This is a genomic window from Lacisediminihabitans sp. (assembly GCF_043726815.1).
Taxonomy (GTDB): Bacteria; Actinomycetota; Actinomycetes; order Actinomycetales; family Microbacteriaceae; genus Lacisediminihabitans.
Genome location: NZ_JAYSJZ010000030.1, coordinates 1 through 22,086 on the forward strand (window position 1 = coordinate 1; position 22,086 = coordinate 22,086).

Annotated in this window: 24 protein-coding genes, 1 tRNA gene and 1 pseudogene; 17 read left to right on the forward strand and 9 right to left on the reverse strand. The window is 67.2% G+C overall.

Annotation, left to right across the window (positions count from 1 at the left end):
- Nucleotides 1-116 precede the first annotated feature (116 nt).
- The 9 genes from ACHZD8_RS03075 (at nucleotide 117) to ACHZD8_RS03115 (ending at nucleotide 6,682) form a co-directional block, all read left to right on the forward strand.
- Nucleotides 117-542, forward strand: coding sequence for a MarR family winged helix-turn-helix transcriptional regulator (locus ACHZD8_RS03075; RefSeq protein ID WP_394768666.1), 426 nt, complete (start codon nucleotides 117-119; stop codon nucleotides 540-542).
- Nucleotides 543-601: 59 nt separating this feature from the next.
- On the forward strand, nucleotides 602-994 hold the full coding sequence (locus tag ACHZD8_RS03080) for a tautomerase family protein (protein WP_394768667.1): 393 nt from the start codon (nucleotides 602-604) through the stop codon (nucleotides 992-994).
- Between the two features lie 11 nt (nucleotides 995-1,005).
- On the forward strand, nucleotides 1,006-1,854 hold the full coding sequence (locus ACHZD8_RS03085) for a fumarylacetoacetate hydrolase family protein (protein WP_394768668.1): 849 nt from the start codon (nucleotides 1,006-1,008) through the stop codon (nucleotides 1,852-1,854).
- Between the two features lie 2 nt (nucleotides 1,855-1,856).
- Entirely contained in the window at nucleotides 1,857-2,246 is a 390-nt protein-coding gene (locus tag ACHZD8_RS03090) for a RidA family protein (RefSeq protein ID WP_394768669.1), read from the forward strand.
- Nucleotides 2,236-3,219 carry a serine/threonine dehydratase gene (locus ACHZD8_RS03095; RefSeq protein WP_394768670.1) on the forward strand — a complete coding sequence of 328 codons (984 nt, stop codon included), beginning with the start codon at nucleotides 2,236-2,238 and terminating at the stop codon, nucleotides 3,217-3,219. Before ACHZD8_RS03090 ends, ACHZD8_RS03095 begins: the two co-directional genes overlap by 11 nt.
- A gap of 236 nt (nucleotides 3,220-3,455) precedes the next feature.
- Nucleotides 3,456-3,857, forward strand: coding sequence for a nitroreductase family deazaflavin-dependent oxidoreductase (locus tag ACHZD8_RS03100; RefSeq protein ID WP_394768671.1), 402 nt, complete (start codon nucleotides 3,456-3,458; stop codon nucleotides 3,855-3,857).
- A 132-nt stretch (nucleotides 3,858-3,989) separates the two neighbouring features.
- A complete protein-coding gene (locus ACHZD8_RS03105; protein ID WP_394768672.1) occupies nucleotides 3,990-4,694 on the forward strand; it encodes an alpha/beta fold hydrolase in 705 nt (234 codons plus the stop codon).
- Nucleotides 4,695-4,781: 87 nt separating this feature from the next.
- Nucleotides 4,782-5,450 (forward strand): NADPH-dependent F420 reductase, encoded by a 669-nt coding sequence (locus ACHZD8_RS03110; RefSeq protein WP_394768673.1) that lies wholly within the window; start codon nucleotides 4,782-4,784, stop codon nucleotides 5,448-5,450.
- Nucleotides 5,450-6,682, forward strand: coding sequence for an MFS transporter (locus ACHZD8_RS03115; RefSeq protein ID WP_394768675.1), 1,233 nt, complete (start codon nucleotides 5,450-5,452; stop codon nucleotides 6,680-6,682). The genes ACHZD8_RS03110 and ACHZD8_RS03115 overlap by 1 nt, the downstream gene beginning before the upstream one ends.
- Here ACHZD8_RS03115 and ACHZD8_RS03120 read toward each other — a convergent pair.
- Complete coding sequence (locus tag ACHZD8_RS03120) at nucleotides 6,679-7,092, reverse strand: winged helix-turn-helix transcriptional regulator (RefSeq protein ID WP_394768676.1); 414 nt, start codon at nucleotides 7,090-7,092, stop codon at nucleotides 6,679-6,681. The genes ACHZD8_RS03115 and ACHZD8_RS03120 overlap by 4 nt on opposite strands.
- A 113-nt stretch (nucleotides 7,093-7,205) precedes the next feature.
- Between ACHZD8_RS03120 and ACHZD8_RS03125 the strand changes: the two genes are divergently transcribed.
- The 3 genes from ACHZD8_RS03125 (at nucleotide 7,206) to ACHZD8_RS03135 (ending at nucleotide 9,605) form a co-directional block, all read left to right on the forward strand.
- Entirely contained in the window at nucleotides 7,206-7,826 is a 621-nt protein-coding gene (locus ACHZD8_RS03125) for a flavodoxin family protein (RefSeq protein WP_394768677.1), read from the forward strand.
- The gene (locus tag ACHZD8_RS03130; protein ID WP_394768678.1) at nucleotides 7,823-8,233 is read left to right on the forward strand and encodes an SRPBCC family protein; all 411 of its coding nucleotides are present in this window, start codon (nucleotides 7,823-7,825) and stop codon (nucleotides 8,231-8,233) included. Before ACHZD8_RS03125 ends, ACHZD8_RS03130 begins: the two co-directional genes overlap by 4 nt.
- 97 nt (nucleotides 8,234-8,330) lie before the next feature.
- Complete coding sequence (locus ACHZD8_RS03135) at nucleotides 8,331-9,605, forward strand: MFS transporter (RefSeq protein WP_394768679.1); 1,275 nt, start codon at nucleotides 8,331-8,333, stop codon at nucleotides 9,603-9,605.
- A gap of 76 nt (nucleotides 9,606-9,681) precedes the next feature.
- Here ACHZD8_RS03135 and ACHZD8_RS03140 read toward each other — a convergent pair whose 3' ends face one another.
- The 5 genes from ACHZD8_RS03140 to ACHZD8_RS03160 all read right to left on the reverse strand — a co-directional run bounded on the left by ACHZD8_RS03140 (nucleotide 9,682) and on the right by ACHZD8_RS03160 (nucleotide 15,643).
- The gene (locus ACHZD8_RS03140; protein ID WP_394768680.1) at nucleotides 9,682-10,401 is read right to left on the reverse strand and encodes a nuclear transport factor 2 family protein; all 720 of its coding nucleotides are present in this window, start codon (nucleotides 10,399-10,401) and stop codon (nucleotides 9,682-9,684) included.
- Between the two features lie 40 nt (nucleotides 10,402-10,441).
- Nucleotides 10,442-11,290 (reverse strand): alpha/beta fold hydrolase, encoded by an 849-nt coding sequence (locus ACHZD8_RS03145; RefSeq protein ID WP_394768681.1) that lies wholly within the window; start codon nucleotides 11,288-11,290, stop codon nucleotides 10,442-10,444.
- Nucleotides 11,291-11,339: 49 nt separating this feature from the next.
- Complete coding sequence (locus tag ACHZD8_RS03150) at nucleotides 11,340-12,062, reverse strand: hypothetical protein (protein ID WP_394768683.1); 723 nt, start codon at nucleotides 12,060-12,062, stop codon at nucleotides 11,340-11,342.
- Between the two features lie 96 nt (nucleotides 12,063-12,158).
- Nucleotides 12,159-13,016: an alpha/beta fold hydrolase gene (locus ACHZD8_RS03155; RefSeq protein WP_394768684.1), complete on the reverse strand. Its 858-nt coding sequence runs from the start codon at nucleotides 13,014-13,016 to the stop codon at nucleotides 12,159-12,161.
- Nucleotides 13,017-13,273: 257 nt separating this feature from the next.
- Nucleotides 13,274-15,643 carry a BTAD domain-containing putative transcriptional regulator gene (locus tag ACHZD8_RS03160; RefSeq protein WP_394768685.1) on the reverse strand — a complete coding sequence of 790 codons (2,370 nt, stop codon included), beginning with the start codon at nucleotides 15,641-15,643 and terminating at the stop codon, nucleotides 13,274-13,276.
- Nucleotides 15,644-15,942: 299 nt separating this feature from the next.
- On the opposite strand from ACHZD8_RS03160, the gene ACHZD8_RS03165 reads away from it, so the two are divergent.
- Together ACHZD8_RS03165 and ACHZD8_RS03170 are read left to right on the forward strand one after the other, a co-directional pair.
- On the forward strand, nucleotides 15,943-17,004 hold the full coding sequence (locus ACHZD8_RS03165) for a LuxR C-terminal-related transcriptional regulator (protein WP_394768687.1): 1,062 nt from the start codon (nucleotides 15,943-15,945) through the stop codon (nucleotides 17,002-17,004).
- A 2-nt stretch (nucleotides 17,005-17,006) separates the two neighbouring features.
- Entirely contained in the window at nucleotides 17,007-18,575 is a 1,569-nt protein-coding gene (locus ACHZD8_RS03170) for a cation:proton antiporter (protein WP_394768688.1), read from the forward strand.
- Between the two features lie 50 nt (nucleotides 18,576-18,625).
- On the opposite strand, the gene ACHZD8_RS03175 is transcribed toward ACHZD8_RS03170, so the two are convergent.
- A tRNA-Lys gene (locus ACHZD8_RS03175) sits at nucleotides 18,626-18,698 on the reverse strand.
- A gap of 81 nt (nucleotides 18,699-18,779) precedes the next feature.
- Nucleotides 18,780-18,941, reverse strand: coding sequence for a hypothetical protein (locus ACHZD8_RS03180; protein ID WP_394768690.1), 162 nt, complete (start codon nucleotides 18,939-18,941; stop codon nucleotides 18,780-18,782).
- Between the two features lie 152 nt (nucleotides 18,942-19,093).
- Between ACHZD8_RS03180 and ACHZD8_RS03185 the strand changes: the two genes are divergently transcribed.
- From ACHZD8_RS03185 to ACHZD8_RS03195, 3 genes are all read left to right on the forward strand, one after another.
- Nucleotides 19,094-19,723 carry a DNA-directed RNA polymerase subunit beta gene (locus ACHZD8_RS03185; protein ID WP_394768691.1) on the forward strand — a complete coding sequence of 210 codons (630 nt, stop codon included), beginning with the start codon at nucleotides 19,094-19,096 and terminating at the stop codon, nucleotides 19,721-19,723.
- A 370-nt stretch (nucleotides 19,724-20,093) separates the two neighbouring features.
- On the forward strand, nucleotides 20,094-20,699 hold the full coding sequence (locus ACHZD8_RS03190) for a sigma-70 family RNA polymerase sigma factor (protein ID WP_394768692.1): 606 nt from the start codon (nucleotides 20,094-20,096) through the stop codon (nucleotides 20,697-20,699).
- Nucleotides 20,696-21,541 carry an anti-sigma factor domain-containing protein gene (locus tag ACHZD8_RS03195; protein ID WP_394768693.1) on the forward strand — a complete coding sequence of 282 codons (846 nt, stop codon included), beginning with the start codon at nucleotides 20,696-20,698 and terminating at the stop codon, nucleotides 21,539-21,541. The genes ACHZD8_RS03190 and ACHZD8_RS03195 overlap by 4 nt, the downstream gene beginning before the upstream one ends.
- 328 nt (nucleotides 21,542-21,869) lie before the next feature.
- Here the strand turns inward: ACHZD8_RS03195 and ACHZD8_RS03200 are convergent.
- Nucleotides 21,870-22,086 (reverse strand): annotated as a pseudogene (locus ACHZD8_RS03200) (phosphate ABC transporter ATP-binding protein); the annotation flags it as partial.

A 22,086-nucleotide genomic window follows, 5' to 3' on the forward strand; every position in this document is an offset into this window, starting at 1 on the left:
GGGGGGGGGGTGTGCCGGGGGCCCCCCCCCCCCCGCCTCTCTGTTCCGCGGAGAGCCGCGCAAATCGGTCGAAACGATCTCGCCGATCGCGAAGATGTGTGTATATACTCGTAAACATGATCACCGACTGCTACTCGACCACGATTCGCGCCACCACGCGCAAGATCACGGCGATGTACGACGATGCTCTCGCTCCGGCCGGCATCACCATCGCGCAGTTGGCCCTGCTGCGCCGGCTGAGCGCCGACAGCCCGCTCTCGGTCGACGCCCTCGCGAAGTCCGCCGAGCTCGAACGATCCACCGTCGCGCGGAACATCCGCGTTCTGCAGAGTCTAGCTCTGGTCGAGATCGGCCAGTCCACGACCGATCGCCGGGCGGCAGCAATTCTCCTGACCGCCCGAGGCGTGGAAACGCGACTCAAGAGCGAGCCGCTCTGGGATGGGGCCCAGCGCCGGTTCGAGGAGCGTTTCGGCCGCGAGAGGGCAGAGGCCCTGCGGGACCTGTGCCGGCAGTTCGAGCTCGTCCAGGCCGACAGCGCCTGATTCTTCACCCAATCGCACACAATCCTCGGTCCGCTGCGATCGGGGGCAAGGAGCATCACATGCCACTGGTCAAGATCAATCTGCTCAAGGGACGAAGCGCTGAGGACAAGGGGGCCATCGGGGAGAGCATCCAGGCGGCCCTTGTCCAGGCCCTCAAGGTTCCGGACGAGGACAGGTACCAGCTCTTCAACGAGTACGACGAGGAGAACTTCCGCCACACCGGCGCCTACCTCGGGCTGGAGTACACCGACAAGCTCCTGATCATCGAGATCACCTTCCTGCAGGGACGTGACGACGAGGTGAAGAGGGCCGTGCTCGCCACGATCAACGAGAATCTCGTCGCCAGGGACCTCGTGCGAGCCGACGACGTCTTCATCATGATCACCGAGATCGGACTGGCCAACATCTCGTTCGGACGCGGCCTCGCCCAACGCGCCCCGGCCACCGTCTAGGCCTCGCCGCCATGAGAATCGCCGTCATCGACTCTCGCGCAAAGATAGTCCGTGGTGCGGAGGCGCTGGATGTCGCCGAGGCCAGCCGGGGCCGATTCGGGCCAGATGCCCTCTCGCTCTACGAACAGTGGGACGCCTTCAGTTCCTGGGCGAGTTCCGCGGATCTTGGCCCCGGTGTGCCGTTCGACCCCGAAGCGTGCCAGTCGCCGGTTCCTGCGCCGCGCCAGATCTTCGGAATCGGGTTGAACTATCGCGCGCACCAGATCGAGTCAGGGCTACCGGCGCCCGTCGAACCCCTCGTGTTCGCGAAGTTCGTCTCGTCGGTGGCCGGTCCCACGGGCGACCTCGTCCTGTTCACCGAGGAGGTGGACTGGGAGGTCGAAGCCGCGGTGGTCATGGGCCGGGAGGCGCGATTCGTCACCGAATCCGACGCCTGGTCCTACGTCGCGGGTGTGACGGCGGCCCAGGACTACTCGGCGAGAGACGTGCAGATGAGGCCCGCCGGCACGCCGCAGTTCAGTCTGGGCAAGTCGTTTCCCGGGTACACCCGGCTCGGCCCGGTTCTGGTCACCCCTGACGAGTTCGACGACCCCGACGACATCGCCCTGTCCTGCTCCGTCAACGGAGTGCTGGTTCAGTCGTCGTCGACCGCCGACCTGATCTTCTCGGTGAGCCAGCTGATCGCCTATGTCTCCGGGATCCTCCCCCTTCTTCCCGGTGATGTGATCCTCACGGGGACGCCCTCCGGCGTGGCCCTGGGGATGAAGCCGCCGAAATACCTCCGACCCGGAGATCAGATCGTCTCCACCGTCGGGGATCAAGTGCAACGCCACACCGCTGTCGCCAACCAAAGGATCTGAAGATGACTATTCGCCGCACATCCGCCGGGCCGGGGCTCCCGTCAGGATTCCCCTTCAGCCTCTCGGCCGAGACCAATGGCACCTGTTTCATCAGTGGAATGCCCGCCCTCGATCCCGAGGGAAAGTTCGCCGCCGGGACCTTCCTCGAGGAGACTGAGCTGGCCTGGAGCAACATCGCCTCGATCGCCGAGGCCTCCGGCTACTCGGTCGACGAGATCGTCTATGTGCAGTGCGTGCTCGCGGACATCGGCGACTACGCCGCTCTGAACGGCTGGTGGCGGGAGCAGTTCCCGAACATCGAGACCGCGCCGGCACGTTTCACCTTTCAGGCGGGGGCCCTTCCGTTCGGGGCGAAGATCGAGATCCAGGCGGTGGCGGGCCGTGGCCAGTAGTTCGGGCGATCGCTCGGCGGTGTCGCGCGACGATGTGCTCGCCGCCCAGCGCAGGCTGGGCACGAAGGTGCGCCGAACGCCGGTCATCCACATCGAGGCGAACCAGCTGAGCCCGAGCCATCCCGCATTCTGGATCAAGCTCGAATCGCTCCAGCACACCGGCGCCTTCAAGGCGCGGGGCGCGTTGAACAGCCTCCTGGCGGCCGACATCCCACCCGCCGGAGTGGTGGCGGCGAGCGGCGGAAATCACGGCCAGGCCGTAGCGTGGGCGGCACGACTGCTGGGGGTGCCGGCGTCGATCTACGTGCCCACGACGTGCCCGGAGATCAAGCTCCGCAGACTCGAAGAGTATGGCGCCCAGGTCACCGTCGTCGGGGATGTCTACGACGAGAGCCTGGTCGTTGCCCAGTTCGCCGCCGAGCGCTCGGGAGCACTTCTCGTGCATCCCTTCGATCAGGAGCCGACCGTGGCCGGAGCGGGAACTGTCACCGCGGAATTCCTCGAGCAGGTCCCCACCCTCACGAAGGTGCTGATGCCCGTCGGCGGCGGTGGCCTCCTCGCGGGCGCCGTGGCCGCTCTCGATGGTCAGCCGGCGGTTGCGGTGGGCGTAGAACCATCGTCTGCTCGATGCCTCGGGGCGGCTCTCGACGCCGGTCACCTGGTCGACGTATCCGTGTCCGGGCCCGCGGTCGACAGCCTCGGACCACGCAGAGTCGGACGGCTCTGCTTCGACGCGGTCGTCGAAAACGGAGTCGAGCACGTGGAGGTGACGGACGAGGCGATCACGAAAGCCCAGCGTGTCGCCTGGAGCGAGTTGAGGATCGGCCTCGAGGGAGGCGGGGCTACCGCCCTCGCGGCACTTCTCAGCGGCGCGTACACGGCCGCCGAGGGCGACGTCATCGGGGTGTTGGTCACCGGCGGCAACGTGGATCCCAGCCGGCTTGTCTCCGTCCCCGCGTCGGCGGCCCGCTAGCGAGGATCGACGACGAGCGAGCGAACGGCCGCCGAGCCGTTCGGGCACTGAATGCGGTCTTTTGACTGACGCGACCCAGCCTGCTCCGGGTTCAGGCTCAATTGAGCGCGGCGCCCGCCTCTCGGGCTCGGCACCGCGCGAAGCGAGCCCGATGCAGGGGTGCGCCCTGTGTCCACGTCGACAGATCGGAAAACGATGCCCCTTTCAGGAGAGTACGAGCCGGCCCCACGGACTGGGTGGCCGAGCAGGTTCGGCAATACGAAACGACGGATGGCGTCGAGGGCGGCACCTTCAAGGGCAAGCCCGTCGTCATCATCACCTCCGTCGGCGCCAAGTCCGGGAAGCTGCGCAAGCACCCGGTGATGAGAACCGAGTTCGGCGGGGAGTACGCGGTCATCGCGTCCAACGCCGGAGCGGAGAAGCATCCGACCTGGTACTACAACCTGGTGGCGCATCCCGTCGTGGAACTCCAGGACGGCGCGAACAAGGCGGACTACACGGTTCGCGAACTGGAGGGGGAGGAGAAGGACACCTGGTGGGATCGGGCCATGCTCGGCTACAACGAGTTCGACTCCTACCAGGAGGCCGTGGAACGGCAGATTCCGCTGCTTCTCCTCACCCCGATCGCCAAGGCCTGAGCGGTCCTCCAGCGGGTGAACGTGCGGTCTTTTGACTGACGCAAGGATGCACCCGCGGCGCCCAAGCTGTGGTCACGGCCACAATTCGCACCCGCGAACCTCTCACCAGGCCGACCGGAAGGAAAGATTCTCATGGCACAACCAACAGTGGTCCTGGTTCACGGAGCGTTCGCGGACGCGTCCGGGTGGGCCGGAGTCATCCGCGAACTGATCACCGACGGCTACGACGTGATCGCACCCCCGAATCCCCTTCGGTCGCTGTCCTTCGATGCGGGCACCATCGAGACCCTCGTCAAGTCGATCGACGGACCGGTGGTGCTCGTCGGCCACTCCTACGGAGGAGCGGTCGTCACCCAGGCCTCGGCCGCGCTCGACAACGTCACGGCTCTCGTCTACATCGCGGCATTCGGCATCGACGAGGGCGAGAGCTGCCTGAGCGCGCAGGAGGGATTCCCGCCCACGCTCCTCGGCAGCACCAACCGGCCCACCTCGTACGACGCTCCCGGAGCCCCGGGCGGACCCGACATCTACGTTGCTAAGGACGGCTTCCGCGACACCTTCTGCGGAGACTCGACCGCGGACGTGGCGAGCGTGCTCTACGCGACCCAGCGACCGCTCTCCGCCGCCGCGTACACCGAAGCCCTCACCGGGGCTGGGTGGAAGAAGACTCCGTCCTGGTACCTGATCTCCGAGGACGACAACGCGATTCCGCCGGAGGCCCAGAAGGTCTGGGCCGCCCGGATGAACGCCACCACGGAGAGCATCAAGGGCTCGCACACGGCGTTCGTCGCCCAGCCCGTCGCCGCGGCCGACTTCATCAAGAAGGCGCTCAAGTAGCACGACCGGGGGTCGGTCCAGAGCGGGCCGACCCCCGTGGCGTCGCGTCGGTGAACGAGTTCTGCGCAGCATGAAGGGGTGGCAGCCATGACCACATCGGAGTCGCTCAGCGGCCCGGCTAGCGTCGGGGTGGTCGGAGCGGGACCCGTCGGACGCGGTCTGGCCCTGCTCCTGGATCGCGCCGGCTACACGGTCACGATCGGCACTCGCACGCCGGACGACCCGAAGATGCGGGGACTCTCGGGCCGAATCACCATCGGCTCGTTCGCCGAGGCGGCGGAGGGGGAGCTGGTCTTCCTCTCGGTCGTGCACAGTGCCTCGCGGGACCTCGCCCTGTCCCTGAGCGGCGCCCTCGCCGGAAAGGTCCTGGTGGACACCGACAACGCGTGGATCCAGTCGCACTACGTTGCCGCCGGGCTCTCCGAGCATCTCACGGAGGGCACCTGGATGAGCCGCCTCCTCCCGGATTCCACGGTCGCCCGGGCGTTTTCGCACATCGACTGGGATGTGCTGGTTCCGGCCGCCACGGAGAAGCCCGGGCACTGGGCAACGGGCTACGCGATAGACGACCCGTCGACGGGGCGCGTCCTCGAGCGGGTCATCCGGGACATCGGCTACGAGCCGGTGCGCGTCGGGACCCTGGCCGAATCGATCGCTCTCGATGCCGGCGGGGCCCTGTGGTCGCGCATGTTCACCCCCGCCGCCATGCGGCAGGCGCTCGGACTGCCCGCGCCGGCGACGGAGGGGCGACCCTGATGGCCACGAATCACGATCCGTCGATTCCATCGACTTCGGGCGGCTCCCGGCGCGGCTGGTTCGCCGTCATCGCCGTGGGGCTCGGAACGTTCACTCTCGTGACCAACGAGTTCCTGCCCGTCGGCCTGCTGACACAAATGAGCCGTGAGTTCGGAATCAGCGAGGGTGTCGCCGGAACCATGATGACGATTCCCGGAGTGGTTGCTGCCGTGGCCGCGCCGACCCTCACGATCGCTGCCGGCCGAATCGATCGGCGGCTGGTGCTCATCGCGATGAGCGTGCTGTTCACCCTGGCGGACATCCTGGGGTCCATCGCACCCAACTTCGCGGTGATGCTCGTGGCGCGCTTCCTGCTCGGGCTCGGTATCGGAGGATTCTGGGCCATCGGCGCAAGCGTCGGGCCGCGCCTGGTGTCGCCCGCGAACGCGGCCAGGGCCACGGCGATCGTCTTCTCCGGAGTCTCCATCGCGAGCGTCATCGGCGTTCCGGCGGGTGCCCTCATCGGCGGGCTCTACGGGTGGCGGACCGCCTTTGTGTCTACGGCAGTGCTCGGCGTGATCGCCCTCCTCTTGCAGCTCGCCCTCCTGCCGAAGCTCGTCGTCGATTCACCGGTCACGTGGACGCAGCTGTCGAGCGTGTTGCGCGGGCGTACGGCCCGCGTTGGGCTGATCGCGTTGCTCCTGCTCGTGGTCGGCCAGTTCGCCGCGTTCACCTTCATCGCGCCATTCCTCCACCGCGCCACCGGCGCGAGCACGCAGTTGATCAGCACCCTGCTGCTCGTGTACGGGGTGGCCGGGATCGTGGGAAACTTCGGTGTGGAGCGCGCCCTTCGGCGCCGGCTCACCTCGACCGCCGTCGCCCTCATGGCCGCCACCGCCGTCTCCGCCCTCGCCCTGCCCCTGTGGGGAACGTCGGTGCCGGCGGTGTTCCTCATCCTCACGGTCTGGGGCCTCGCCTACGGCGCGGTACCGATAGCGCTGCAGACCTGGATCTTCAGCGCGGACCCGGCCGCGGCCGAAGGCGGCTCCGCGCTGTACATCGCGACATTCCAGCTGTCGGTCGCGTCGGGGGCCTTGCTCGGCGGCGTGATCGTCGATGCCGCGGGTATTCGTGCTGCGATGATCACCGGCGCGGTGTTGGCGGCCGCAGCACTGGTGAGCCTCGTCATCGGGAGTCGCCAGAGCGCCGCCGACGGGCTGCGCTCGGCGGAGCTACCGCGGGCAGTGCCCTAGGCCGGCTGCGCCGCGACGTCGCGCGCAGACCGGCTCTCATCGAAGGCCTTGCGTGCCGCGTGAACCTCGTCTGACCGGCGCTGCGACCAGTCGCACAGCACGCGGGATTCATCCGCCAACTCCTCCCCCAGGGGAGTCAAATCGTAGACGACCCTCGGAGGTGCGACCTTCCCATCGACATCGCGCACGACCACACCGTCCCGCTCGAGGCTCTTCAGCGACTGGGCCAGCATCGCCCGACTGATTCCCCCCACCGAGCGCTGCAGCTCCGAGAACCGCTGGGCGCCGACGAATCGCAGGCTCACCAACAACAGCAACGACCACTTGTCTGCGAGGTCGACAAAGACATCGCGACTCGGGCAGTTCACGTCCAGGACATCCATCACCCAATCCGGGGTCTCATCGTTCATATCACCATGATACTCGCACTTGACAAAAACTAGATCTGATCTATGTTAACTACTAGGTCTGGAATACAGACCATGATCGAGAAGAGAAACTGATGCGTGAAAACACAGAAGCAATGACCCGCGTGGCCGTTGCGTACCACTCCGGCTACGGCCACACCGCCGTTCTCGCGGAGGCGGCTCGACGCGGCGCCGAGAGCGCCGGCGCCGAAGCCACCCTCGTCGACGTCGATTCCCTGGATGACACCGCCTGGGCGGCCCTCGATGCCGCGGACGCCATCGTGTTCGGCGCGCCGACCTACATGGGAGGCGCATCGGCCGGGTTCCACGCGTTCGCGGAGGCCAGCAGCTCTCGCTACTCGCGGGCCCGCTGGGCAGACAAGATCGCGGGCGGGTTCACGAACTCGGGCTCGAAGAGCGGCGACAAGTCCAACACCCTGGCGTTCCTGTCGGCATTCGCCTTCCAGCACCGCATGGTCTGGGTGGGTCTCGGGCTGGCGCCGGCGTGGAACTCCACGACCTCCCCCGAGCACTCGCTCAACCGTCTCGGCTACTGGTCGGGAGCGGGAGCTCAAACCCCCATCGACGGCACCGCCGAGCACGTCCACAGCGCCGACATCGACACGGTGGAGCACCTCGGCGCCCGGATCGCTCGGGCCGCCTCGATCGCCGTCGCCGGACGCTCGGCGCTCGGGCTGGTTGCCGCATACTCCGAGAACGCGACGGTCGCAGCATGACCACGGTCACCGCGGCCCGCACCTTCTCGGCCAGCGCGGAGCGCCTCTGGGCGCTGATGGGCGACTTCTACACGATCGACACCTGGATGGTCGGCGTGGCCGCCGTCTCGAAGGTCGCAGAGAACACCCGCCGGGTCTCACTGGCGGGAGGCGCCGGGGAACTCCTCGAGGAGTTGCTCGAGGAGCGACAGGGGTTCCAGCGCTACCGTTTCACCGACCCCGGTCCGATCCCCGTCGCCAACTACGTGGCGGAACTGACGCTCGACACCGTCTCGCCGGACGAGTCACGACTGACCTGGACCGCGCAGTTCGACCCGGCCGGCGTGCCAGAAGAAGTGGCACGCGGAGCCGTCGAGAGCAACTTCAGCAACTCCCTGCAGGCACTGGATGACCTGATTCACGCCTGACACACCGCGAGCCGTGGCCTCCGGGTCACGGCTCGGGCTCCCCTCAACCGCACCCCGCTCGACGGTGAAACGCCGACCCACTCGCAGGAGATCCGTCTTGTCCAACTCACCCAGAATCACCACCCTCCCGCAGTATTCCCGCGCGGCGACCGGCGGACATCGGTTCACCCTCGCGCCCGGCATGGCATTCGCCGGAACGGCCGTCGGGTTTGCCAGCCTGTACCTGGCGGCCGGGGCTCCCACGCCGCTTCTCGCGCTGTACCAACGGGAGTGGCATTTCGCGCCCTCCGCCCTGACGATCGCCTTCGCCGCCTATGCCATCGGGTTGATCGCCGCGCTGCTCGTGACCGGCTCGCTCTCCGATCACATCGGGCGCAGACCGGTGCTGGTGGGCTCGCTCGCCCTCGAGGTCGTCGCGATGGTGATGTTCCTCTTCGCGCCCACGATCGAGTGGGTGACCGTCGCCCGCATCATTCAGGGCGTCGCCACGGGTGCCGCGACCAGCGCCTTCTCCGCCTCCATCGTCGAACTCGCTCCGGAGAAGCACAAGAAACTGGCCACGATCATCGGGAGCGTGGCGCCGGCGGGTGGTCTCGGGGTCGGGGCGCTGCTGACCGGAGTCGCGATCCAGTTCAGCCACTCGGCGAGCTCGATCGTGTTCATCACCCTGTCGGCGATCATGGTGACCGCCCTGCTCGTTGTCGCCCTGTCGCAAGAGACCGTCGTGCCGCGAGCGGGTGCGCTTCGTTCGTTGATCCCCCGGGTCTCGATACCGGCGGCGGCTCGACGCGAGTTCGCGGCCGCGGTTCCGGTGCACATCGCCGCGTGGGCGCTTGCCGGCCTGTTTCTCGGACTGGTGCCCACCATCCTCCAGACCCTGTTCCACCTCCACAGCGGGCTTCTCAACGGCGTGACGGTCTTCGTGGAACCCGGCACGGCTGCCGCCGTCGGTTTCGTTCTGGCGCGACTCACGCCTCGTCACACGACACTGCTCGGCGGCTCCACCGTGCTTCTGGGCACCCTGGTGATTACCGCGGGCATCTTCCTCGGCTCCCTGCCGCTGCTGTGGGTGGGCGGGATCATCGGCGGAGTGGGATTCGGCGCATCCTTCTCCGGTGCGGTTCGACTCATCGCCCCGCTCGTCGGCGCAGACGAACGGGCCGGGCTGTTCGCCGGAATCTACCTGGTCGCCTATCTCGCCTTCGGAGTGCCCGCCATTGTCGCCGGGCAACTGGTCGCGCCCCTCGGGCTTCCGACGACCGTTCTTGCCTATAGCGCCTTCGTCGTCGTCGCGTCGGTGGTGGGGGTCATCGCGCAGCTTCTGGTGTCCTCGCGGGTCGAGGGCCCACCCCTCCGGCGTCGAACGCGGTGAGTGGGCAACAGTGGCGCCACCCCAACGCCGGTGGCGCCACTAATGCCCAGTCGCGGTGCGGGCGAGCTGATTCGCCTCAGTCGGCCTGCACGGGCGACACGACATCCCAGTGCTCGACGATCTTGCCGCCGTCGATCCGCCAAATGTCGTTGAAGACGACTTTCTGGCCGAGGTTGCCCACGCCGCGAGTGAAGACGAAGTCTCCCTCCGCGATGGTGATGTCGATGCTGTGATAGTCGAAGGACAGTCCGGCGGAGCGCAGGCGAGCGGTTGCCGCCGTGAAGCCATCGATCCCGTCGGCCACTTCGGGATTGTGCTGGGCGTAACTCTTCTCCGAGAGGAACCGCGGCACCGCGCTGAAGTCGCCGCCGAGAAGAACGGCCTTCGTCCAGTCGGACACGATCTTCCTGCTTGTGCCCGAGTCCGCGGTGTCGTCGGGCACGGTGGCCCCGTCGAGCTGGGAGCGTCCGCTCGCGGTGGTGGCGACCTCGGGGGTGCGAGACGACCATCGCTCGACGATCCTGTCGTCCGCGACTTTCCACAGGTCCACCCCCACCGAGTTCGGCTGGCCCGGTGAGGACAGCAGTGCATGGGTGAGGACCATGTCGTCGTCCACGATGACGCGCACGACCTCGTAGCGGGTCCCGCTCGGGAAGTCGCCGGGGGCGCTCGTCTGGGCGGTCCGCTCATCGAGATGCTCGACGTAGTCCGCACCCACCAGCCCGGCGATTCGCGCGGGATCGTGGCTGCCGGTCAGCTCGGCGAGCAGGGCTGTGACGGTTTCTTGGGCGTTCATGATGGCGTCCTTTGGTGCGTTGGCAAGGCTCGGTGGTGGGCTAACGCTTGTGTCCGACATGAACCCAGGCGATGATGGCGCCGGCGTAGACCTCGGGGCTCTCTTCCCAGGCGTTGTGGGTGTTATCGAGCACGGTCAGTGTGCTGTGGGGAAGCACCGCGTTGAGGTACTCCGGGTCGTCCAGTTTGAGGAAGGGATCGTTTCGCGCGGCCAGGATTCCGACCGGTGTCTGGATGGTCGGAAGCAGGTCCGCAAGCTCGTCGAGGTCGGCGGGATAGCGCTGCACGTAGGCGATCGACTCGGCGAAACGGCTTCCCGCATAGGAGTCGATGTAGTCCTGCACGACGAAGTCCGGAGCCGTGTAGCCGGGGATGGACTTCACGGCGCCTCCGACGACCTCTGCCGCATCCAGGCCACGGAAGGGCTCGATGGATCCCGCGTCGATGAACTTCTGAAGCAGACCCATGGTCTGGAGGGGAAAGGATGCCGCGCCACCACCGATTTGGATGCTTGAAACACTGTCCGGGTGCAGCGCCGCCGTGAACAGCAGGGCGGAACTTCCCACATCCGGGCCGACGACGTGCGGGCGTTCCAGGCCGAGCGCGGCGAGGATCCGAGGGACGAACAGGCCCATGGCCCGGGGGCTCATGAGGTCCGCGCGGCCCTCCGAGCCTCCGAAGCCGGGCAGGTCGATGGCGACGAGCGAGAACTCCGCGGCGAGGGTCGGCCACATCGGCCACCAGGCGTAGATGCTCTCGGGCCACGGGCTGAGGAGCACCACGGTCTCCGTGCCGGGGTGGGGGGATGTCGTGTACCGGATCTGCAGTCCGTCCACGGAGACGAGGTGGGTCTCGAAGACGGGTCGCGTGGTGTCGGTGGGGATGGTCATGGGGTTCCTTGTCATTGAGCTCGGGGGGATGGGGAGAACGGTGCGGCGACTAGGGCAAGAACCTGAGGCTTTGGATGTCCACCGCGACGAGGAGGGGGTCAGGAACCACTTCCTCGTGCTCGTCGTAGGCCCAGATCCGTCGGTGCATCGGGACCTTGATTCCGTCGATCTCCTGGATCTCGGTCGCGTAGTTGGCTCCGGTGCCTCCGCCGAGGATGTCGACGGTGTAGTCGTGGCGGCGCAACAGGCCGTCCTCGCCGAAGTAGAACTTCTGCACGCGGGTGTGGCTGTGGATGTCGTCGGGGAAGGTGACCTCGAGCCCGCGCCAGGTTTCGCCGGCCTCCTGTCGCGGTTCGATCTCGCGGGAGCGAAACCCCGGGTAGGTGAACAGGAACGGGACGGTCAAATAGGTCCAGATCGCTTCGGTCGCGAAGTAGGCGGCGTGGAGGTCGTCCCAGGGGGATTCGAGCGACTGTCCTTCGAAGGACGCCACCGGGTGCCGGCGCTCCTCGAGGACCTCTCCGGCATCCGTTTCCCAAGTGAGTGTGTCGTCGGCAAAGAAGGTTCGGTTGCCGGCCCCGCCGACCGGGGTGAGCGTGACCTGCTGCTCGTGGGTGAGGGCTCGGATGGTGACGGACTTGAACACGTCCGGCTTCTGCTTCACGTACCAGATCGCGCCGGTAATCGAGATCTGGGCCTCGAAGCGTTGGATCTCGTTCCATCTGTCGATGCCTCCGTGGGCATCGATGGCGAGCTGAAGGAGGTCAGACATGGGGCTCTCCGGTTCTGGAAGTGGTGTGAATGTATGGGGTGAGTGTGGAGGGCGGCCGTGCCGATCGGCGCGGGCCGCCCTCCAGGGGTGGGGGTGTCAGCCGACGCTCTCGGCGGCCTTCTCGATGACCGAGGTCACGACCCCGGGGTGGGAGATCAGGGAGACGTGGGAGGAGTTCACGTAGGTGATCTTCGAGTGTGCCGCGGTCGCCATCGCCACCTGAGTCGCCTCGGGGATGGCACGATCCTGGGTGCCCACGACGTACCAGCTGGGAAGCGATGCGTACGCCGGCGCCGCGGCCTTCTCACCGAAGGTGCCGAACGCGATCGGTCGCTGTTCGGCGGCGATGAGCGCCTGCTGGAGCGAAGACAGGTCCTGGGCGAACACGTTCTTGACGGTCGAGGGCTTCAGGTAGACGTCCGCGTTCTGCGCGAGCGGGTCCACGAAGGGAACGATGTTGAAGATCGTGGTGGGGTCGGGAACGTTCAGGTCGGATGTCGATGCCGCGAGGATTCCGCCCAGGGTCTGTCCCTCGGCCGGCGCAAAGGCGTCGACGTAGACGAGGCCCTTGATGTCCGGGTCCGACAGACCGGCGTCTGTGATGACCGCGCCGCCGTAGGAGTGGCCAACCAGGAGCACCGGGCCTGTGGTCGAGTACTTCACGAAGTTGGCGAGCTCGGCGCTGTCGCTCGCGAGGCCGCGCAGGGGATTCGGCGGTACAAGCACCTTGTAGCCGTCGTCCAGGAGTCGCGCCGCGACGGCCGACCAACTCGAGCCGTCGGCCCAGGCGCCATGCTCGAGCACGATGGTGAGATTCTTGCTGCCCGGAGTCACACCCTTGGCACGGGGGGAGGCATTGGCGGTCTGAATCGGGATGACGGCGATCGCGGCAACGGCCGCGATCGCCACGATCGCGTTGAGCGTGCGACCTCGGTGGTGACTTGACTGGTTCATGGCGAGAGCCTTTCGATGCGGCCCGAGCAATGTCCGCCGGTGCGAACCGGGCCATGAACACAGCCTCGCCCTCGGCCGACGGGCGCTGCGTCAGTCAAGAAACCGCACTTGGCCCCTCCGCTCCACCACTTCGCGAGGGGGCATCAGGTTTCACCGAAGCCGGCCGGACTTCAGCGAGGCGTCTCCCCGAGGGATGCCTGCTGGCGTCCGGCGAGGATGTCGGCCCGTTCGGGCCGCGTGGCGTGATCGAGGGCCGTCTACGCCAACCTGAGTTGAGAGGCGGGGTCCCCATCGTTGCCTGCGACCTCAGAAAGCGTGCGAGAGCAGCTTTCGATGCCCCAGGAGTTCTGCAGGATAGTGAACAGGCGCAGGGCTCGATGGAGATAGCGCTTCGCTTCTTCTTGCTCGCCCCTCGCGGCGCTTCGAACGCCAAGGTCGCGACAACATTCGGCAACGTAGGCGAGTTCGCCGCTGGTTTCGGCGGCTTCGAGCGCTCTCAGCGAATACCTGACGACGAACTCGTAGGTGTCGACCGTCAGGCTGAGCGGCCGAAGGCCCACGACAATCGACGCGTACCCCAGCCAGTCCGAGCGCTCCCATGCACGTTCGAGGAGGGCGAAAATGGCGCCGCGTTCATTCTGGTACCACACGCTCCACTCCGCCATCGTCGGGAAGTCATCGGGCGTGACCGGCGCCGGCGCCTCAGGAATGGGGTCGAGCTGCATCGAGAGGCCCGCCGTCAACCAGGCATTTCTCGCCGACCACGAGTAGTGAACGATGAGGCGCGTCTCGGCGGCCTCTCGCTCGGAATCGCTTAGCAGCTCCAGCGCGAAGAGCTGAAGCAGGTCATGGATGACGTACGCGCCGTCGTCGAGAGCAACCAGCATGTTGGTGGTGAGCAACTCCCGAAGTACTGGTCCCAGCTCCGAGAGCTCGACTCCAGCCGTGGTGGCAGCGATGCGGGGGGACAGGGACGTTCCCGGGTAGGCGGCAAGCCGGGTGAAGGCCATGGCCGCGTCGGGACTGAGCTGACCGTAGGACCACGCGAAGACCTGCCGGAGGTTGTCCTCTGGCTCGTCCGTCGCCAGGTAGTCGAGCGTCGTGTGCGGGGATGTGACCTGCGCGGCGACGTGCTGGAGCGCGACGGAGGGCTGCATTGCGGCGCGGGCGGTCAATATCGCGAGTGCCAGCGGCAGACCGCCGCAGGCTTCGGCCATCGCCGACAGGGCCTGGTCTTCCACTGCCGCGCGTTTGGCGCCCAGCCGGCTGGTCAGCAGCAGCCTGCTCTCCTCCTGCGACCAGCGGCCGAGCGTGTACGACGCCGCCCCCTCGCGTACCAGGATGCTGGACAACTGGTTGCGGCTCGTGACGATGGTGAAGCTGCCGGAGGCGGCAGCGAGAAGGGGGCGAACCTGGTCGGAATCCCTCGCGTTGTCGAGAACTATGAGAAGCCTCCGCGTTTCGAGGATGTGCTGGTACCGCGCCTGCCTGACATTTGCGTCGCTGTCGAGGGCGGCCAGATCCTCCCCCATGGACTCGAGGAGGCAGTTTCTCGCAACGTTGGTCGGTCTGACTTCGTCAGGGGGTCCGTAGCCTTGAAGGTTGATGTACAACTGCCCGTCGGGAAACCGCTGGCTGATGTCGTGGGCCCAGTTGATGGCGAGGGTGGTCTTTCCTATCCCCGCCATCCCGCTGATGACCGCGGAGCTGCTGGTTCCCAGTGCGAGCACCGTCTCTAGATCCTCGAAGGCACGCGTCGTTTCCTGCCGGTGGATGAATCCGGCGCGTCGGGGAGGCAGGCTTCGAGCCGCCGCCAGCGGCCGCGACGCCACCCGTCCCGGCTCGGGCGACTCGGCACGCAGGGCGTCAAGATGGGCGTCCTGCAACTCGTGCCCTGGATCCACTCCCAAGAGATCCGCCAGGGTGCTTCTGATCGCGGCGAAATGGGCGACCGCATCAGAGCGTCGTCCTGACAGGGTCAGCAAGCGAATGACCCGTGCCTGCAGGGGCTCGTTGAGCGGGGCGGAGGCGGCGATCGTCTCGAGCCTGGACAAGAAATCGGCGGTGAATGTCTCGGAGAGGGCGACATCGGCCGCCGCGATGGCGATCGCCAGGCGTTCGCGCTCGACGCTGGCGAACTCGGGGCGGAGGACGGACTCCGCAGCCAGATTGGCAAGAAAGGGCAGGAGCGATACGTCGAGCGCGCTCTCATACAGAGCGAGACTCTCGTTGTTGGCTTTCCGCTTTCGTGCCAGAGCCGCGCTTTCGGCCAGGCCGTAGAAATCTTCAAGGTCGCACGCCACCCGACCCAGGTCGATCCGGTAGCCATTCGCCGAGGGCAACAGGATCGTGCCGATTTCCCGGGGCTTGAGATCGGGCTCGAACGAGCGCCGCAACTCCCCGACGTACCGGTGAAGTTGGTTGACGGCACTCGCGGGCGGCGCATCGGACCACAACGCATCGATGATGTTCGGCACGCTGACCGATCGGCCGCGGGCGGCAAGCAGGAGTCCAAGCGCCAGTTGTTGCCGAGGAGGACCGGGCGCGATCTCGGAACCGTCTAGGAAGACCTTGAGTCCGCCAAAAGTCTCAAATCGAACACTCGGCGAGTCGAGAACCACGTCCATACGCCCAACCTCAAGGTCACTTACCTGATCCTCGACTGGCGAGCGCGATGATGAACTGGATTGAGTCCGCGTCGCGATGTTCTTCCACGAATTGGCCTCTGGCGGGGACGTCGACGATTTTACCAGAACTCGCCTCGGCTCGACAGGAGATTCCTCAGTCTCCGCCGTCTTTGTTGCGCCGCGTCGAAGACTGCACCCGCCGTTTCGGAAGGGAAGTCGCGCGCACAACTGGCGCACTTCTCGCGCACAAGGGTGCGATTCACTCTGTATAGCGAAACCTTCGACCATCGGGAGAACTCATGGACACGCCAGTTCATTCGCCCTCGGGCAGCCAGCAGATGGACCTTCTGGCCAGGGCAGAACTTCTGCGGATGCAAGCGGCGGAACTCGAGAGGGCCGCCGCGGCCCACGAGCCGGCCCCACCGACGGTCCCGTTCACCGAGAGCTGGTCATCGGTCATCAATGGCCCCGTCGATGGCGCCGTGCTGCACGACGACCAGCCGAACGATCTCGACCAGGCCTCGACCGCCGGTCGACTTGCCCGTCGGGCCGTGCGCCTGGCCCGCCTGGGTCGCGCACAGGAGGCGCTCCTGACCGCGGCGCGGGCCGAGGCGTGCGCCGGTGCGGACGGGGAAGTCACGATCGGGGTCGCGATCGCGCGTGCGCTCGTCGCCTTCACGGAGGGCCACCCCGAGCGGGCGTCGGCCGGGCTTTCCCGCCTGCTCAGGGACAGGCGCATCCTGCAGGGCCACTCCCTGTCGCCCATCGTGGGTCTGCTCGCCGAGGCCGCTTTTCGCGCCCGCCAGCTCGACGAGGCCGCGCAGCTGATTGACCGATGGAAGACCAGGGTGGGACTGAGCCTCGACGACCCAGCGGACAGCGAACTGTTCGTGGCGGGCAGGCTGATCCGCATGCATGGCTTGCTCGAAGCCGGATCGTCGCCCCTTCCCGACTCCGCGCTTCCGCCGCTCGCCGTGGCGCGTCTCCACCTGGCCACGGGGATGTGGCTGCGTCGACACCGGCGCACCGTCGAGGCACGTGCCTACCTGGAGACTGCGGGCAACACGCTGGCTCTCCCCGGCGGCGAACCGTGGGACAGGCTGTGCCGCTCCGAAGCGTCGGCAGCGAGTCTGGCGCAGCGCTCGGGGGCAGCTTCGGAGACACTCTCGACCCAACAGCTGGTCGTCGCGCGGCTGGCCGCCTTCGGGATGAGCAACCGCGACATAGCCCGGCAACTGTGCGTGTCGCCCCGAACGGTGAGTTCCCATCTCTACCGGATGTTCCCGGTCCTGGGGATCACCTCGCGACACCAGCTGGCGTCGGCGCTCAGGCAAAGACAGGAACTGGATGCGGCGAGCTAGCGATGGACGTCGCATCCGTGGCCGTCTTTGCGACCGCGTCCGTGGTCGCCGTGCTCGTCGTCTCGGGGATCGGGTCGCGGTTCCACCTCCCCACGCCCCTGCTCCTCGTGCTCGCGGGCGGCCTCGGGTCGTTGTTGCCCGCACTCTCCACGTTCGAACTCCAGCCCGACCTGATCCTCTACGCGGTTCTGCCGCCCCTGTTGTACGCCGCCGCCGTTCGCACGCCGCTTGCCGACATCCGGGCCAGCGGCGACAGCATCGCGCTGCTATCGATCTACCTGGTGACCTGCACCGTGGCGTTGATGGGTCTCGTCTCCTGGTGGCTCGTGCCGGGGCTGTCGCTGGCGGCGGCTCTCGCCTTCGGCGCGATAGTGGCCCCCACCGATGCCGTGGCGGTAAGCGCCCTCGCCGGCAGGTCGAGGCTTCCCCGGCGCATCGTGGAGGTGCTCGAGGCGGAGAGCCTGCTCAACGACGCCACGGCGCTCGTCGCCCTCAACGCCGCGATCGCGGCCCTGGCCATCACCGTGAAGCCGCTCGACATCGCGGCGAACTTCCTCTTCGTGGTCGCCGTGGGCCTCGCCGTGGGGATCGCCGTGGGATTGACCGTCGCGGCGGTGCGCAAGCGCGTGCGCTCATCCACGCTCGACACCGGCCTCGCGCTGACGGTTCCCTTCCTCGCCTTCCTGCCCGCCGAAGCCCTGGGGGGATCCGGAATCCTGGCCGTGGTCACGGCCGGCCTTCTGCTGGGGGAGCGGGCGCCACGCTCCCAGACCCTCGAGGCGAGGATCGCGGAGGCCACGATCTGGAGAACGGTCAGATTTCTTCTGGAAAACGCGGTCTTCTTTCTCATCGGTCTCAGCGTCTCCGGCCTCGTCCGCCGGCTCGCCGAAACACACATCGCCGTGTGGACGGTGATCGGTCTCTCCGCGGTGGTCCTGGCGGCCCTTGCCGCCATCCGGTTTGCCAACGTGATGGCGACCGTCGCGGTGTACCGCTTCGGCCCGGCACGACTGCGGAATAGATCCTGGACCTGGGGCACCGGCGTCGTCGTCTCGTCGGCGGGGATGCGCGGCGTCGTCACACTCGCCGCCGCCTTTCTGCTTCCGGCAGAGACCCCGCAGCGCGAGCTCCTGCAGTTCCTCGCCCTCGTGGTCGTGGTGGGGACCCTGCTCGAGGGTCTCGCGCTGCCCACAATCGTGCGCTGGGCGCGCATCGACGCCGAGGGTCCGCTGGATTCCGAGGACGAACGCCAGCAACTTCAATCCGAGATCCGCAACGCGGGGCTGCGCAGGCTCTCCGAGGAAGTGATTCCCTCCGAACTGGAGGCGGCCCGTCAGCGGCTGGAGGTCGAGATCACGACGGAAGCCTCAGCGACCGCGGTCGACACCGATCTCACCCGGTCGAGCCTCGACAGGGCGTCCCTCGCTCTCCGCCTGAGGATGCTGGAGTCCCAGCGGGTGGCCGTCTTCGAAGCGAGGAGCGCCGGTCGGTATCGGGCCTCGATCACCAGGACGGCCCTGGCCATGCTCGATGTCGAGGAGGCGGCGGCTCGGCGGGCCACTCTCGACTGAGGCGAATGTCCGCCGGCTCTCGGGCCCTGCCTTGTTCTGTTTCCGAGGGGTGGGCCCCGTCGGGCTCGAACCGACGACCCACGGATTAAAAGTCCGATGCTCTACCAACTGAGCTAGAGGCCCCTGCCGTTAAATCTAGCGTGGATTGGGCAGCCTGAGGTCCGGCCCCGATGGCAGAGCACCGGTGTTGTTGATGACGGGCCGTCAGCTGCGGCGGCCAGACATGCTGCGAACGATCCAGGCGATTACTGCGATGACGGCGAGCACGATCCCCACCCAGAGTAGAAACTGGAGGGAACTGACCAGACCGCCCGTGATGGCGAGAGCGATGGCGATGACGATGACAACAATGAGCAGAATATTCATGATGAAATGCCTCCTCGTGCCGGTGGAACCCGGCACCTGATTTTACCTCTCATACCGGGCCGGCGGCGAAGAATTGTGTCGCACCGCCCCGTCGAGCAGGAGGGCATTTCGCGCCGATGCCGCTGGGCGCCGGCTGGCCTAGGCTTGAACGGATGACCGACGAGTTCCACAAGCCCACCCAGTTCTCGGGATCCAAGTTCGAGAGCTTCCAGGGCGGGGAAGACCCCGCCCAGATCAGCCGCGTCGCGCACGAGACAGCCCACGCGCTGCTCAACAGGGTGCGCGAAAGCCCGGAGACCGACATCGTGGACCGCCTCGTGGCGTTCACCGACGAGCACGGCATCGATGCGGTCGCCGAGCTCTGGTCGCGCGCGAGCCCGCGCAGTCTGCCCGGGGCGCTCTGGCGCATCTACCTCATGCGCGCGATGGTGCGACAGGATGCGGACGGCACAAGCTACCTGTACCAGCGCGGCACCGAGCTCGCCACGACGATCGACCCGGTGGTGGCCGGAGCGACCGCGCCGACCGGACCCGCCGAGATCACCGCGCTCGCGGACCAGATCCTGCGCGGCCTCTTTCAGGGCGACTTCGCGGTGGCGCTCGACCGGGCGGCGGCGTTCTGCCGCCTCTCGTCGCTCGGCTGCACGAGCGTGGCGGATGACGTCGAACTGACCGCACCGGACCGAGCGTCGGAGCTGACGACGCGAGCGCTTCGCCTCTCCCAGACGGCCACGGAGTTCGTTTCCTGCGCTCGGCTCTGGCGCGCCGGCACCCTCGACTGACACGGAACTGGTGGGTCGAGCCGCAAGGCTTGGTAGACTGGTCAACGGCTCGCAAGGGCCACGGTCGGGCCGCAGTAACCCCGGGCTCCAATATTCGCCGCTCCGAGCGGCCTCGCGCCGAGAGGCGTTCTGCGGCCCGGCCTCCTCTTTGCCTCCTGCAGAGATTCCTGTGACTTTGCGCTCTCGACCAAACCGGTTGGCGCAGGGCTTCGAACTCATTGCGTGACCAGCTGGAGCGGCATCGAACAGGGATCCACGAGATCCCTGGGCCTGACGCGTGGTCGCATTCAACTGAATAGGGAAGCCACGATTCCGGGAGTAATAGTCGGGCTGGCCAGATCGGTGCATGCCGGAGCAGAAATTGTTTGACATGCTTGAACTTGTGCCCCGAGAGACCAACCAGAACCCGGACCAGGAGTCCGTGGAGGAACCAGTCTCGAAAGAGACCCTCCTGGCTCGAATCGCCGGCGGCGACCAGGACGCGTTCAGCGCCCTGTACGACGAGGTCTCACCGAGAGTATTCGGCCTGATCCGGCGCTTGCTCGTGGACTACTCCCAGTCCGAGGAGGTCACCCAGGAGGTGTTCCTCGAGATCTGGCAGTCGGCTTCCCGCTACGAACCGAGCAAGGGTGGCGCGTCCACCTGGATTCTCACGATGGCGCACCGACGTGCCGTCGACCGCATCCGCGCGTCGCAGTCCAGCAGGGACCGCGACGTGAAGATCGGTATCAGGGATTACGTGGCGGAGTACGACAATGTATCCGAGACGGTAGAAGTATCCATCGAACACGAAAGGGTGAAGGAAGCCATGACGCAATTGACAGAACTGCAGCGCCAGGCCGTCACCCTCGCGTACTACGGCGGCTACAGCCACAGCGAAGTGGCGAAGCTGCTGAGCGTGCCCATCGGCACGGTCAAGACTCGATTGCGGGACGGAATGATCCGCCTGCGCGATGAATTAGGGGTGGCATCGTGAGCGATCGCAACGAACTGCACCTTCTCGCCGGCGCCTACGCGCTCGGCGCCCTCGACGACGCCGACCGCGCGCGCTTCGAGGAATACCTGCTCACGTCGGAGGAGGCGAGGGCCGAAGTGGCCTCGCTGTCCGACACCGCGGTGATCCTCGGGCTCGCCTCCACCCCGGAGGCCCCGCCCGCCGACCTCAAGGCCCGACTCATGGCGCAGATCGCGGTGACGCCGCAGCTCGCGCCTCTCGGCGCCGCCGAGGCGCCGGTGCTGTCCGCGGTGGCCAGTGTCGACAGCACCCCGGCACCCGCCGTCGACGCCGAGCCCAGTGCGGATGCCGCCCGCGCCATCCGCAGGGCCAGCGAGTCCCCGGCCCAGGCGAAGGCAACCGCGCGCTGGTACACCCGGCCCGTGACGGTGCTCGTCGCCGCGGCCGCCGCGGTGGCGCTGTTCGTGGGAGGCAACCTCCTCGGGCTCGCCAACTCCAACGATGGGCAGCAGCAGGCCACGAAGTTCGCCGAGCTGACCTCGGCGAGCGACGTGCAGCGCTCCGTCTCGCCCGTTGCGGGCGGCGGCACTGCCACGCTGTTCTGGTCACTGGACCTCGAGCGATCTGCCGTGGTTATCGACAAGCTCCCCGCCCTCCCGGCGGGCAAGACCTACCAGCTGTGGTACATCGACACGGCGGGCGCGAAGCCGGCCGGTACCTTCGATGCCGCCCGGTCGGGAAGCACCCTGCGGGTGCTCGACGGGGCGATCGCGAGCGGTGACACCGTGGGTATCACGGTCGAACCGAGCGGCGGCTCGAAGAAACCCACCACGAAGCCGATAGTCGCGATCCCGAGCGCGTAGCGGTCCCTGGTCTCTGGCCGCGCGCGCGTTTCTCCGGAGGTTTCGGGCCGCGGGGCGCCGGCGCGCGCTGAGTTGCCCGTATCCGCGGGCTTGCCGGCCGCGTCAGCCGCGCAACCTCCGGAGAAACGTGGGTTGGGCGCTGGCGGGCGCGGGCGGGTGCACCAGGGGGCGCGATATCGCCCGAGCGCGCGTTTCTCCGGAGGTTTCGGGCCGCGGGGCGCCGGCGCGCGCTGAGTTGCTCGTATCCGCGGGCGTCCCGGCCGCGTCAGCCGCGCAACCTCCGGAGAAACGCGGGTTGGCAGGCGCGGAGGCGGCGCGGAGGCGGCGACTATCCGAATTTGCCGGAGACGTAGTCCTCGGTGGCCTGCACGCTGGGCTTCGAGAACATCGTGTTGGTGTCGTTGTACTCGATGAGCTTGCCCGGCTTGCCGGTGCCGGCGATGTTGAAGAAGGCGGTGCGGTCGGATACCCGGCTGGCCTGCTGCATGTTGTGGGTCACGATCACGATCGTGTACTCGAGCTTGAGCTCCTCGATGAGGTCCTCG

Coding starts and splice junctions, on each gene's coding strand:
- ACHZD8_RS03075 (WP_394768666.1), top strand. CDS start 117: ATGATCACCGACTGCTACTCGACCACGATTCGCGCCACCACGCGCAAG.
- ACHZD8_RS03080 (WP_394768667.1), top strand. CDS start 602: ATGCCACTGGTCAAGATCAATCTGCTCAAGGGACGAAGCGCTGAGGAC.
- ACHZD8_RS03085 (WP_394768668.1), top strand. CDS start 1,006: ATGAGAATCGCCGTCATCGACTCTCGCGCAAAGATAGTCCGTGGTGCG.
- ACHZD8_RS03090 (WP_394768669.1), top strand. CDS start 1,857: ATGACTATTCGCCGCACATCCGCCGGGCCGGGGCTCCCGTCAGGATTC.
- ACHZD8_RS03105 (WP_394768672.1), top strand. CDS start 3,990: ATGGCACAACCAACAGTGGTCCTGGTTCACGGAGCGTTCGCGGACGCG.
- ACHZD8_RS03110 (WP_394768673.1), top strand. CDS start 4,782: ATGACCACATCGGAGTCGCTCAGCGGCCCGGCTAGCGTCGGGGTGGTC.
- ACHZD8_RS03115 (WP_394768675.1), top strand. CDS start 5,450: ATGGCCACGAATCACGATCCGTCGATTCCATCGACTTCGGGCGGCTCC.
- ACHZD8_RS03120 (WP_394768676.1), bottom strand. CDS start 7,092: ATGAACGATGAGACCCCGGATTGGGTGATGGATGTCCTGGACGTGAAC.
- ACHZD8_RS03125 (WP_394768677.1), top strand. CDS start 7,206: ATGACCCGCGTGGCCGTTGCGTACCACTCCGGCTACGGCCACACCGCC.
- ACHZD8_RS03130 (WP_394768678.1), top strand. CDS start 7,823: ATGACCACGGTCACCGCGGCCCGCACCTTCTCGGCCAGCGCGGAGCGC.
- ACHZD8_RS03140 (WP_394768680.1), bottom strand. CDS start 10,401: ATGAACGCCCAAGAAACCGTCACAGCCCTGCTCGCCGAGCTGACCGGC.
- ACHZD8_RS03145 (WP_394768681.1), bottom strand. CDS start 11,290: ATGACCATCCCCACCGACACCACGCGACCCGTCTTCGAGACCCACCTC.
- ACHZD8_RS03150 (WP_394768683.1), bottom strand. CDS start 12,062: ATGTCTGACCTCCTTCAGCTCGCCATCGATGCCCACGGAGGCATCGAC.
- ACHZD8_RS03155 (WP_394768684.1), bottom strand. CDS start 13,016: ATGAACCAGTCAAGTCACCACCGAGGTCGCACGCTCAACGCGATCGTG.
- ACHZD8_RS03160 (WP_394768685.1), bottom strand. CDS start 15,643: ATGGACGTGGTTCTCGACTCGCCGAGTGTTCGATTTGAGACTTTTGGC.
- ACHZD8_RS03165 (WP_394768687.1), top strand. CDS start 15,943: ATGGACACGCCAGTTCATTCGCCCTCGGGCAGCCAGCAGATGGACCTT.
- ACHZD8_RS03170 (WP_394768688.1), top strand. CDS start 17,007: ATGGACGTCGCATCCGTGGCCGTCTTTGCGACCGCGTCCGTGGTCGCC.
- ACHZD8_RS03180 (WP_394768690.1), bottom strand. CDS start 18,941: ATGAATATTCTGCTCATTGTTGTCATCGTCATCGCCATCGCTCTCGCC.
- ACHZD8_RS03185 (WP_394768691.1), top strand. CDS start 19,094: ATGACCGACGAGTTCCACAAGCCCACCCAGTTCTCGGGATCCAAGTTC.
- ACHZD8_RS03190 (WP_394768692.1), top strand. CDS start 20,094: ATGCTTGAACTTGTGCCCCGAGAGACCAACCAGAACCCGGACCAGGAG.